Origin of the sequence: Robertmurraya sp. (genome assembly GCF_036676585.1) — a bacterium.
GTDB lineage: Bacteria > Bacillota > Bacilli > Bacillales > Cytobacillaceae > Robertmurraya_A.
In genome coordinates this window covers 20,309-32,499 of record NZ_JAKFCQ010000040.1, presented here as the reverse complement: position 1 = coordinate 32,499, position 12,191 = coordinate 20,309, and the positions used below count along the sequence as shown (strand labels likewise).

The window sequence follows — 12,191 nt, the reverse complement described above, 5'->3', positions numbered from 1 at the left end:
GCGAAATGCCTTGCTTCTTTATATCTCCTATTAAACAGCTTTTTCTTCTATAAAGGAATGTCGAACCCATACCTTTGAACGCCATCTCCAAAGCATGAGTAAGCCTCTAAGCCATTCATCTACAATAAAAGCAATCCAAATGCCAACGAGTCCAAGACCAAAGGTAATTCCTAGTAAATAAGCTAAGGTGACAGCTACCCCCCACATAGAAAGAATCCCCATATATACTGGGAATTTTACATCACCAGTCGCCCTTAAAGAATTGATAATGACTAAGTTAAACGAGCGTCCTGGTTCTAAAATGATCGTTAACAGAATCAACGTACTACCCAGTGCAATGATGTCCTCATTGCTTGTAAATATCTTCATTAAATCTTTTGCAAAAAACGAGAAGAGTACGGCTGCGCTTAAGGAAATAATAATAGCTAGACGTAGACTTGTTAAGCATCGATGATAGGCATCCTCATACTTCTTTGCACCAATCAAATAACCTATTAATATTTGTGTACCTTGACTTATCGCAATGCTAAAAAGGAAGATAAACATCATAAGATTCTGAGCGTATACTTTGGAAGTTAGTGCTTCCGTACCAAGTGTGGCAATAAAGAACGTAATGACCATCTGGGAACCATTATAGGAAAGTTGCTCACCAGCGGAAGGAATACCAATTTTAAGCAAGTTTCTAACATGCACCTTTGGAAAATGGAACAGCAGGTGAAACGGCAGCTGTACAGGAATTCTTTTAATCATCACGATGATGGCTATAACCAAACCTATGAATCTACTAACAGTAGTTGAGATAGCTACTCCTTCCACGCCGAGAATCGGAAAACCAAAAGGACCAAAAATGAAAAAGTAGTTTCCAATCACATTAATAATATTCATTCCAATCGTGATATACATAACATCTTTCGTAAACCCATAACTACGAATGACTGCACCAATCGTCATAATAAACGCTTGAACAAAAGAAAATCCTCCGACAATTAACAGGTAAGAGTTCGCCTCATCCAATAGTTCGGGAGGTAAATCCATCATTAATAAAATAGGTTTACTAAAGAGAAAAATTCCTATACTTAAAAGGATTCCAAAAACAAGATTTGCTCCAAGGGAAACGATTGAAATTTCTGCAGCTGTATTTTCCTGCTTTGCCCCTAAATTCTGTGTGACAAGAATAGCTGTTCCTGTTGCAACAAAACCAAACATAACGATGATTAGCGAAAGGACTTGGTTCGATACGCCAACAGCGGCAACGGACTCATCAGAGTATTGAGAGAGCATTAATGTATCTGCATTACCCATAAGCATATACAATAAGATTTCAATAAAGATGGGCCATGTTAAAGCAACAAGGGTCATCTTTTGTTTTTTGCTTTTCGTGCTCATGACTACTTGACCCCCTAACATAATAAAAGGAAATAGTCTTAAGCAGAATGCTTAAGACTATTTCGTAAACAATTCATTTTAACAGATGAAGTATTAATTTAAAAGGAGATGATTTCAAAGCCGAAAGGAGCAACTGTAACTGAAAGTTGATCAGACTCAGCAGCAAATTCACTATTTTTTAATAAGTCTGTAAGTTTTCTCCCTTTTAAATGAAATGGTAAAGAATACGTAGCCTCTTTGGACGTTGGGTTTAAAATAACTATAATTGCTTTGTTTTCATCCTTTTTGGAGTAGGCAATACACACATCTTCATCGGAATTAGCAAGGAAGGAGAAGGTTCCTGAGTTTGCGAGAAGCTTTTCTTCTTTTCTTAGCTTAATTAATGTTTGGATATGTTGTCGCATCTCACTATTCCAATTTTCTTCCTCCCACGGCATGCATTCTCTACAACCAGGGTCCATGACTCCACTTAAGCCAATTTCATCTCCATAATATATACAAGGTGTCCCGATAAATGTCATCATAAAGGTGTAGATGAGCTTCATTCTATCTGTGCTGTCCTTACATTCTGTCAAAATACGTGGTGTATCATGGCTTCCAACGAGGTTAAAAGCAGCTTCATTAACATTGCTAGGATACATTTGTATTACAGATGTCATGTTCTCAATAAACTGCTGCTTTGAAATCTGGTCTTTTGCAAAGAAATTTAATACATTTGTTAAGAAAGGATAGTTCATAACTGCATCAAATTGGTCTCCTCGCAGCCATGGCATGGAATCATGCCAAATTTCACCTAGAATATATAGGTCAGGCTTGAGATCCTTAACGGCAAGGCGGAACTCCCTCCAAAACTGATGGTCAATTTCATTCGCTACGTCTAATCGCCATCCATCTATATCAAACTCTCGAACCCAGTACCTTCCCACCTCGAGCAGGTATTGCTTTACTTCTTCGTTTTGTGTATTAAGCTTAGGCATCGTTTGCTCAAAGGCAAATGTAGAGTAGTTTGGAAGCTCGCCACCTTTTAAAGGAAATTCCTTCGCGTGGAACCAGCTTGCGTATTTTGAGTTCTCTCCAATCTTAAGAACATCTTGAAAGGGAGGGAAGTGATATCCGCTATGATTAAACACAGCATCAAGCATTACCTTTATTCCATTTTTGTGGCAAATTTTCACAAGTTCCTTAAAGGTTTCCTTATCCCCAAACTGAGGATCAATCTCCATATAATCAATCGTATCGTATTTATGATTCGAATATGCCTTGAAAATAGGAGTAAAGTAAATTCCAGTGATCCCTAAATCCACTAAATAATCAATATGATCGATGATACCTTTAAAGTCGCCACCAAAAAAATTCTTCGGTGATGGAGGTTCACTTGCCCAAGGTAGTGCACCTTCCGGATCATTGGTAAGATCACCATTGGCGAATCTTTCTGGGAATATCTGATACCAGACAGTATCCTTTACCCAGCTTGGAGCACGAAATACTTCGCTCGCATGAAGGAAGGGAAAAGAGAAGTAATAGCCCGGATCCTTTGGAGCCTTCTCATAAAACCCTTTTTCTGTATATAAAATGGTTTCTTCTCCATTACTAATAAAGAAACCGTAGCGAATTCGCTTATAGGCAGGTTGTATGCTTAGAAGCCAGTAATCAAAAAGAGCATCTGTTGCGACTTTCTCCATTTCTGTCTGCTGAGAAATCCAAGCCCCATCTTTCCACTCATATTGATCACCGAATAAAAGTTGAACCGTTTGTACCTCTTCTTTACGAGTACGCAGTTTTATATGTAATGTATGTTCATCAATGGGATATGCGTATTCATCTGTAGGACGATGATAGATAGAAGAACGAGTAATCATAATATTTTCCTCCCTTTGTGCAATCGATTGCATTTAATTCTACTTTCTTTACGTTAGCAGATATGTGAAAACCCTTCAACAAATACATGGTAAAACACTTATAAATTTTTTTCTTTGTCTTTTATGTGAAAATAGTTGTCAAAACAAAAAAACTAGGTATAATAAAAAATATAGTTTGTGCAATCGTTTTCACAACTCTATTGTTTCAGTCGAACGTATAAGACCAATGAATTACTTATTTTCAACTAATTGTGGCAACGTTTTCATAGAGTGCTGTTTTTGTAGATTTGTGCAATCGTTTGTACAGCTAGCAGAAATTAAAAACATACATTTTTGGAGGGGTCAATAATGAAAAAAGCATTTTCGCTTTTCATGATGATCATGTTAGTACTAGGAGTCCTTGCTGCATGTGGACCAAATCGAGAGGAAGGTACTTCAACAGAAAATGAAGGTGGCAATACGGCTGGAGAAGAACCAGCAAAGCCAGAGAAATTAGTAGTATGGGAAGATACAGATAAAGAGGTTGCATTAGAGCCTGCTATCGAAGCTTTCGAAAAAGAATATGGTATTAAGGTTGAGTATAAAACATTAGGAATGGCAGACAAAATTCGTGACCAACTTCGTCTAGATGGTCCAGCTGGAAATGCTCCAGACGTTGTAACTCTACCACATGACCAAATCGGTCAAGTAGTTGTTGAGGGATTAATCTCAGAAATCGAAGTAGAGCAAGACGTACTTGATACGTTCACTGAATCTTCAATTTCAGCTCAAATGTATGATGGAAAGCTTTATGGACTACCAAAAGCTACAGAAACACCAGTCTTTATTTACAACAAAGCGTTAATGGAAAAAGCTCCTGAAACTTTTGATGAGTTATATGCTTTCTCAAAGGATTTCACTAAAGGCGATAACTACGGTTTCTTAGCTCTTTGGGATAACTATTACTTCGCTCATGGTATTATGGGTGGAAACGGTGCTTACGTATTTAAAGAAGAAAATGGCGCGTTAAACCGCGATGATATCGGTCTAAATAACGAAGGTTCTGTAACAGGTGCTGCGTACATTCAACAATGGTATAAAGAAGGACTTTTCCCTAAAGGAATCATCGGTGAATCTGGTGGATCTGCTATGGACGGGCTATTTAACGAAGGGAAAGTTGCTTCTGTTATGAACGGTCCTTGGGCATTCCAAGCAATGAAGGATGCTGGAATTGACTACGGTGTTGCACCGCTACCAACTTTACCAAATGGTGAAAATGTAAAAACATTCATGGGTGTTAAAGGATGGCATGTAACAGCATTCACTGAAAATCAATATTGGGCTACAAAGCTTGTTGAATTCTTAACAAATGAAGATAGTGCAAAAACTCGTTTTGAAACAACTGGAGAAATTCCACCAGTTAAAACTTTAATCGAGGATCCAATTATTGCTGATAACGAAGCTGCAAAAGCAGTGGCTGTTCAGTCCTCATATGCGATTCCAATGCCTAATATTCCAGAAATGGCTGAGGTTTGGTCTCCAATGGCATCAGCATTACAACAAATTGCAACTCAAAAATCAGAGCCAAAAGCAGCTCTTGATTCTGCAGTAGATACAATTAAGAAGCAGATTGAGACGAACCACGCAAAATAATTTGTGGTACAATCGATAGGCAGTACCTCCGGTATTGCCTATCATTACATTCATTTAGGCAAACGGTTGCGCAATAAAAATACATTCCTCCTCAAGTTAGAAAGGGGATAGAAGTCAAATGGAAGCGGAAAAAGTAGGAACAACAAAGCATGCAAAGACAGCTGCATTGCTTTCAATTGTCCCAGGATTAGGGCAATTTTATAATCGTCAGTTTTTAAAAGGAATAATCTTTCTTGTATTAGCAGCTTCATTCGGTATTGTGTTTGGCGACATATTGAACATGGGATTTTGGGGATTGTTTACACTAGGTGAAATACCTAAAGTTGACCATTCGATCTTTCTTTTGATTGATGGAATTATCGCATTGATTGTTACAGTACTAGGGTTAGGGGTGTATGCATTTAACCTTTACGATGCACACTCTAATGGAAAAAAACGTGATCTAGGTTTAAAACTAAATTCAGTTAGAGAACAATACCACAACTTAATTGACGGTGGTTTTCCATATTTAATGATTTCACCAGGGTTCTTGTTATTAATTTTTGTTGTAATCTTTCCGATTATTTTCGTCATCTTATTGGCGTTTACAAACTACGATTTATACCACTCACCACCAGCTAAGCTAGTTGATTGGATTGGGATACAGAACTTTATCGATATCTTTAAAATTGATATCTGGCGAAATACGTTCTTTAAAGTATTAGGTTGGACAATTGTTTGGACATTTGGTGCGACTACGTTCCAAATTGCTTTAGGAATGTTTCTTGCAATTATTGTTAACCAGAAAGATCTTAAAGGTAAAGCGATTATTCGTACCATTTTAATTTTACCTTGGGCGGTACCAGCTTTCGTATCCATTATGATTTTCTCTGGAATGTTCAATGAAACTTTCGGTGCGATTAATAAAATGATATTACCAGCTCTAGGGTTAGATCCGCAGCCATGGATGACAGAAGCCAACTGGACACGTCTAGCATTGATTTTAATTCAAGGGTGGTTAGGTTTCCCATTCATTTTTGCAATGGTAACAGGTGTGCTTCAGTCTATACCAGAGGACTTATATGAAGCAGCAACTGTAGATGGTGCAAGTATTTGGCAAAAGTTCTCAAAGATTACTTTACCACTTGTATTGTTTGCAACTGCACCGATCATGATTACACAATATACGTTTAACTTTAATAACTTTAATGTTATCTTCCTCTTTAACAACGGGGGACCAGCTGTGCCAGGGCAAACCGCATGGGGAACAGATATTTTAATATCATGGATCTATCGATTGACGATGACTTCAGCACAATATGGAAAAGCGGCTGCCATCACAATGATTCTATCCTTCATTATTATTGCAGTGGCTTTATGGCAATTTAGAAGAACAAAATCATTCCAAGAAGAGGATATGATGTAATATGAGTATGAAAAAGAATAAAATCATAAGACTTACACTGTCATACTTAGTCATTGCGGTCATGGCAGTTATTGTATTCTACCCATTGCTTTGGATTATTGGATCTTCGTTTAATCCTGGGAATAGTCTCTCGGGCTCAACGATGTTTCCAGAAAACCCAACACTAGCACACTATAAGCATCTGTTTGATGCTGACAAGAGTGACTATATTATCTGGTATAAAAATTCCTTAAAAATCAGTATTATTACAATGGTGTTAACTGTTGCGAGTGTGGCATTAACCGCATACTCATTCTCAAGATACCGTTTTGTTGGTCGAAAGAATGGTCTAATCACATTCTTAATTCTACAAATGATTCCAAACTTTGCTGCACTTATTGCAATCTTTGTTTTAGCAAACCGTACAGGTTTAATTGATACACACTTAGGATTAATTCTTGTGTATGTCGGTGGTCAAATTCCTATGAATACGTATTTAATGAAAGGATATTTAGATACGATTCCGAAAGAGCTTGATGAATCTGCAAAAATGGATGGAGCGGGACATTTAAGAATTTTCTTCCAAATTGTTATGCCTCTTGCAAAACCAATATTAGCAGTAGTTGCTTTATTCTCATTTATTGCTCCTTTTGGAGACTTTATCTTAGCGCGTATTTTATTACGATCAGAAGATAAATTTACATTATTAGTTGGCCTATATGAACTGGTTGCGAAACAGTTCGGTAACGAATTTACAAAGTTTGCTGCAGGTTCTGTATTAATTGCTATACCAATCGCTGCATTATTCTTAGTTTTCCAAAGATATTTCGTTTCTGGTTTGACGGCTGGAGGAACAAAAGGATAATCTTGTAGGGAAGGATTTCTAACAGGAAAAGGAGGAGCGGAGATGAAAAAGAAAATGCTTTCTTTCATCTTAATCCCGTTTCTTCTTTTTTACTCCCTACCGGTAGGTGCAGTGGAAAAAGAAGAGCGAAAATGGCAGGATGAGACTTTTTATTTTATTATGATCGATCGCTTTAATAATAGCGATTTCAGCAATGATTTTAAAGTAAATATGGATGATCCCAAATCATATCATGGCGGTGACTTTCAAGGTATAATCGATCAATTGGATTATATTAAAGACATGGGGTTCACCGCTATTTGGCTTACCCCGGTTTTTGATAATGCGGAAAAGGGCTATCATGGATACTGGATTACTGACTTTTACAACACAGAAGAACATTTTGGAACGATAGAAAAGTTTAAAGAATTAGTAGAAGAGGCACATAAACGAGACATAAAGATCGTCCTTGACTTTGTTGTCAATCATGTTTCCCCTGAGCACGAGTGGCTGACAGACAGTGAGAAAAAGGATTGGTTTCATGAAAATAAGGAAATTTTAAATTGGGAAGATCAAGATGAACTCAATAATGGTTGGATTTATGGATTACCTGATTTAAATACGGAAAATCCTGAAGTGTCAAATTATCTATTAGAGGCAGCAAAGTGGTGGATCACAGAAACAGATATCGATGGCTATCGACTCGATACGGTACGACATGTACCAGTTGATTTTTGGGAAACATTTTCTAAAGAAGTAAAAAGTGTAAAGGATGATTTCTACTTACTCGGTGAGGTTTGGGACAATGACCCAAATTATATAGCCCAGTATGACAAAGCGGGTATTGATGGCTTTGTGGATTATCCCTTAAACGAACATTTACGTACGGCTTTTGCTAAACCTGATCAATCTCTTTATTGGTTGTATACGTCTGCGGACCGAAACAAAACCATTTATGAAGATCCTTATTTAATGGGTACTTTTATGGATAATCATGATACTCCGCGCTTTACAAGAGATGCGGTGCAAAACAATGAGCATCCTGGTCCTCGCTGGAAGCTTGCCCTTACCTACTTGTATACGACGCCTGGTATTCCGATCGTTTATTATGGTAGTGAGATTGCTCTTGATGGTGGGGAAGACCCTGATAACCGTAGACAAATGGATTTCCGAACAGATAAAGAATTGGTGGATTATATTTCTCAAATTGGAGCTGCTAGACAAACACTTCCGTCCTTAACTCGTGGTACGTTCGAGTTTCTATATGAAGAGAAGGGAATGGCTGTATATAAAAGGGAGTATGATGGTGAAACCACTGTTGTAGCAATTAATAACACATCAAAAACACAAACAGTAACCATTACAGAAGGGCTTGAAAAGGATAAAGAACTTCGAGGTGTACTCAGTGATGAGATTGTCCGTGGAAAAGGCCAGGAATATACGATCGTGCTCGACCGTGACCAAGCGCAAATTTTTATCTTAGGCCAGAAAACAGGGTTGAATATCCCATATATACTTATAATGGGAGCTGTGTACGTAGCGTTTATTATATTTATCTATTTGCTATGGAAAAGATCGAAAAGGAAAAAACTCCCGAATCAATGATAAAAAATATACTACAAAAGTATCGGATAGTTAGGGTAGAATAAGGAATAAAGAAAACCTGAATAATTATTAATGCTATTCAGAAAATGTAGTTATTAGGAAATGAGGTGGGTAAGATGGCTGTTACAATTAAAGATGTTGCTAAATTAGCAAAGGTCGCACCATCTACCGTATCACGTGTAATTGCAAATAATCCTCGAATAAGTGAAAAAACGAAGAAAAAGGTTAGAGAAGCCATGGATGAGTTAGGATATCATCCTAACTTTATTGCAAGAAGTTTAGCGAGTCAAAGCACACAGGCAATCGGTCTCGTCATGCCGAGCTCTACTGACGTAGTATTTCAGAATCCCTTTTTTCCAACGGTACTTAGAGGACTTAGTGAAGGGGCGCATGAAAAACACTACGCCTTATATATGACAACAGGAAAGACTGACAATGAAATTCTAGACGGAGTTACACAGATGGTCCAAGGTGGACGCGTTGACGGAGTCGTCCTACTTTATTCGAAAATTGAAGATAAAGTGTTAATGTATTTGCAGGAAAGAGGCATTCCATTTGTAGTTATTGGCAAACCTTTTAAGCATGTGGAGGAAATTACTCATGTTGATAATGATAACTTCCGTGCAACAAAGGAAGTAACGGAATATCTCATTCAGCTTGGACATGATCATATCGCTTTTGTCGGTGGAAACTTAAATCTTGTTGTAACGGTTGAGCGTTTACTTGGATACGAAAAGGCACTTCGTGAAGCAGGAATTCCATTAAATGATGATTATATTGTACATGAAGAATTTTTAAGAGAAGGTGGACAAGAAGCTGTAAGGGAATTGCTTTCTTTAAAGGTTCCACCCACTGCACTGGTTGTCGCGGATGATTTAATGGCATTAGGGGTTCTTAATACATTAGATGAATTGGGAATTAAAGTACCTGAAGATATCTCGATCATCAGTTTCAATAATGTACTAGTGTCAGAGATGTCCAGGCCACCTCTCACAAGTGTGGATATTAATATTTTTGACCTTGGGTTTGAAGCTGCTCGTAGCTTGATCCAAAAGATAGAAAACCCAAAAGAACCAATCAAGAGAATTATTATTCCACATCAAATTGTTAAACGCTTCTCTTGTTCTTATCCAAATGAAGAAAGAGTATTGTTGCCTCAAAAAGGGACTTTCAGTTGAAAAGTCCCTTTTTTTATCCTTATCCATTGACGACTGTTCCACCATTAACATGAATCATTTGACCGCTAACATAAGAGGAGTCAATTGATGCGAGAAAAACATAACTCGCGGCAAGTTCATACGGCTGTCCGGCTCTTCCCATTGGTGTCGTAGATCCGAATTCTGCTACTTGTTCGGCTGGGAAGGTGGAAGGAATGAGAGGAGTCCAGATAGGTCCCGGTGCCACTCCATTTACTCGTATTCCATCCTTAGCAAGTGACTTTGAAAGAGATCTGGTAAAGGTAACAATTGCTCCTTTAGTAGCGGAATAGTCAAGTAGTTGCTCGTTTCCTTGATAGGCTGTTATGGAAGCTGTGTTAATAATGGAGCTCCCTTTCTTCAGATGGGGAAGAGCAGCCTTAGTTAAATAAAAATAAGAGAAGATATTTGTTCGGAACGTTCGTTCAAGCTGCTCTGATGTGATATCAAGCAAACTTTGTTGTGGATGTTGTTCGGCAGCGTTATTGACGATTATATCAATTTTGCCAAATGCTTTTATTGTATCATCTACAATTTGGTTACAAACCTCCTCATCCCCAATATCTCCTGCGGCAAGGATACAACGTCTGCCTTCTGCCTCAACTTGCTTTTTCGTGTCCTCAGCGTCCTTTGTTTCGTTTAAATAGGAAACTACAACGTCAGCTCCTTCTTTAGCAAAATAGATGGCCACTGACTTCCCAATTCCACTATCACCACCTGTAATAATCGCTACCTTGTCTTTTAATTTATTGGAGCCTTTATACTGTTCACTAACATGAATTGGAATGGGGTTCATTTCATCCTCAACACCTGGTTGATGATTTTGATGTTGAGGTGGAAAAGTTTGTTTGTTATTCTTAGACAAGCATATCCATCCTTTCAAATGATCTTTGTCATTTTTGTAGTATAGGTTAAATGAGGGGATTTATATGCAAACGGAACAATTCAGAATAGGAGAAAAATTTGACGGATTTATATGAATTATGATATAAGCTATAATATTAAAAATATTTTCTAATGAACGTAATCAATTGGAGGAAGTGACATTTATGGAACATCGTAGTAAGATTATAGACTGTACAATTCGAGATGGAGGCTTAGTCAACAATTGGGATTTTAGCGTAGAGTTTGTTCAGGACTTGTATAATGGTTTAAGTGAGGCTGGAGTTGAATATATGGAAATTGGATACAAAAATTCAGCCAGGTTACTGAACGTATCAGAGCCCAATCCATGGAGATTTCTCGACGATCACTTCCTAAAAGAAATTATTCCAGAGAAAAAATTCACGAAGCTATCTGCCTTAGTGGATATTGGACGAGTAGACCCGAATGACATCCTTCCTCGTGAGGAAAGTATCTTGGATATGATCCGAGTAGCGTGCTATGTTCGTGAAGTGGATAAAGGATTGGAACTTGTACAAATGTTCCATGATTTAGGCTATGAGACTTCACTCAACATTATGGCGTTATCTAGTGTACCAGAGCAACAGCTTATAAAAGCGTTTGAGTTGGTAAAAGAGAGCCCAGTAGATGTGGTATATATCGTTGACTCATTCGGAAGCTTAGATCCTAGAGATATTGAGCATCAAGTGAAAAAATTCCAAGCACTGATTCCTAACAAACAGCTAGGAATTCATACTCATAACAATATGCAACTGGCATTTGCCAATACGTTAACTGCGTTTCAAAATGGGGTTACGTTCCTTGATTCATCTGTTTATGGGATGGGACGTGCGGCAGGTAACTGCAATACAGAGCTTCTCGTTAGCTATATTCAAAAACCAAGCTATGAGCTGAAACCAGTTCTTGGCGTTATCGAAAAACATATGTTAGACATGCGTAAGAGATGGGAATGGGGCTATATCATCCCTTATATGATCTCTGGTGTACTTAATGAGCATCCACGTATCGCAATGGCATACCGTGATAGTTCCGATAGAGATAAATTTGTAGAATTCTATGATAAAGTAACAACACCTGAAGCTACTTTGATCTTAGAGTCAAAATAATAAATAGATATTGAAATTTTCGAAAAAGGCCAATACTGGCCTTTTTTTATATTTATTTTATTTATATATGTTTTATCACTATTATCAAAACAAAAAAGTGAAAAACTATTGTCATGGATGCGCTTTCGTGATAAGTTTAAAAGGTCAAATGTGACATATTTGTGAATAATAATAATTATATTTTTGATACGAAAACAGCGACCCTGTTGATCGGTTGAAAAATCTTTATTTATTTTGTTTATGACAGTTGGTACTTAGCAGCGCTCCTGTATAAGG

At 37.6% G+C, this 12,191-nt stretch carries 9 protein-coding genes; 6 read left to right on the top strand and 3 right to left on the bottom strand.

Annotated features, from left to right (window positions below):
• Nucleotides 1-30: 30 nt before the first annotated feature.
• On the bottom strand, nucleotides 31-1,386 hold the full coding sequence (locus tag ACGLXV_RS04915) for an MATE family efflux transporter (protein ID WP_391557755.1): 1,356 nt from the start codon (nucleotides 1,384-1,386) through the stop codon (nucleotides 31-33).
• Between the two features lie 98 nt (nucleotides 1,387-1,484).
• Entirely contained in the window at nucleotides 1,485-3,242 is a 1,758-nt protein-coding gene (locus ACGLXV_RS04910) for an alpha-glycosidase (RefSeq protein ID WP_391557781.1), read from the bottom strand.
• A 351-nt stretch (nucleotides 3,243-3,593) separates the two neighbouring features.
• Between ACGLXV_RS04910 and ACGLXV_RS04905 the strand changes: the two genes are divergently transcribed.
• From ACGLXV_RS04905 to ACGLXV_RS04885, 5 genes are all read left to right on the top strand, one after another.
• Nucleotides 3,594-4,877: an extracellular solute-binding protein gene (locus ACGLXV_RS04905; protein ID WP_119707190.1), complete on the top strand. Its 1,284-nt coding sequence runs from the start codon at nucleotides 3,594-3,596 to the stop codon at nucleotides 4,875-4,877.
• A 118-nt stretch (nucleotides 4,878-4,995) separates the two neighbouring features.
• Complete coding sequence (locus ACGLXV_RS04900) at nucleotides 4,996-6,282, top strand: carbohydrate ABC transporter permease (protein WP_119707191.1); 1,287 nt, start codon at nucleotides 4,996-4,998, stop codon at nucleotides 6,280-6,282.
• Nucleotide 6,283: 1 nt separating this feature from the next.
• Nucleotides 6,284-7,126 carry a sugar ABC transporter permease gene (locus ACGLXV_RS04895; RefSeq protein WP_119707192.1) on the top strand — a complete coding sequence of 281 codons (843 nt, stop codon included), beginning with the start codon at nucleotides 6,284-6,286 and terminating at the stop codon, nucleotides 7,124-7,126.
• A 42-nt stretch (nucleotides 7,127-7,168) separates the two neighbouring features.
• The gene (locus tag ACGLXV_RS04890) at nucleotides 7,169-8,710 is read left to right on the top strand and encodes an alpha-amylase family glycosyl hydrolase (protein WP_391557754.1); all 1,542 of its coding nucleotides are present in this window, start codon (nucleotides 7,169-7,171) and stop codon (nucleotides 8,708-8,710) included.
• A 116-nt stretch (nucleotides 8,711-8,826) separates the two neighbouring features.
• Nucleotides 8,827-9,888 (top strand): LacI family DNA-binding transcriptional regulator, encoded by a 1,062-nt coding sequence (locus ACGLXV_RS04885; RefSeq protein ID WP_391557753.1) that lies wholly within the window; start codon nucleotides 8,827-8,829, stop codon nucleotides 9,886-9,888.
• Nucleotides 9,889-9,907: 19 nt separating this feature from the next.
• Here ACGLXV_RS04885 and ACGLXV_RS04880 read toward each other — a convergent pair whose 3' ends face one another.
• On the bottom strand, nucleotides 9,908-10,771 hold the full coding sequence (locus ACGLXV_RS04880; protein ID WP_391557752.1) for an SDR family oxidoreductase: 864 nt from the start codon (nucleotides 10,769-10,771) through the stop codon (nucleotides 9,908-9,910).
• Nucleotides 10,772-10,955: 184 nt separating this feature from the next.
• Here ACGLXV_RS04880 and ACGLXV_RS04875 point away from each other — a divergent pair, with 184 nt between their 5' ends.
• Nucleotides 10,956-11,915, top strand: coding sequence for an aldolase catalytic domain-containing protein (locus ACGLXV_RS04875; RefSeq protein ID WP_391557751.1), 960 nt, complete (start codon nucleotides 10,956-10,958; stop codon nucleotides 11,913-11,915).
• The last annotated feature ends 276 nt before the right edge of the window (nucleotides 11,916-12,191 follow it).

Excerpts from the sequence above, each read along its gene's own strand:
- ACGLXV_RS04915 (WP_391557755.1), bottom strand. The coding sequence starts at position 1,386 with ATGAGCACGAAAAGCAAAAAACAAAAGATGACCCTTGTTGCTTTAACA.
- ACGLXV_RS04905 (WP_119707190.1), top strand. The coding sequence starts at position 3,594 with ATGAAAAAAGCATTTTCGCTTTTCATGATGATCATGTTAGTACTAGGA.
- ACGLXV_RS04900 (WP_119707191.1), top strand. The coding sequence starts at position 4,996 with ATGGAAGCGGAAAAAGTAGGAACAACAAAGCATGCAAAGACAGCTGCA.
- ACGLXV_RS04895 (WP_119707192.1), top strand. The coding sequence starts at position 6,284 with ATGAGTATGAAAAAGAATAAAATCATAAGACTTACACTGTCATACTTA.
- ACGLXV_RS04890 (WP_391557754.1), top strand. The coding sequence starts at position 7,169 with ATGAAAAAGAAAATGCTTTCTTTCATCTTAATCCCGTTTCTTCTTTTT.
- ACGLXV_RS04885 (WP_391557753.1), top strand. The coding sequence starts at position 8,827 with ATGGCTGTTACAATTAAAGATGTTGCTAAATTAGCAAAGGTCGCACCA.
- ACGLXV_RS04875 (WP_391557751.1), top strand. The coding sequence starts at position 10,956 with ATGGAACATCGTAGTAAGATTATAGACTGTACAATTCGAGATGGAGGC.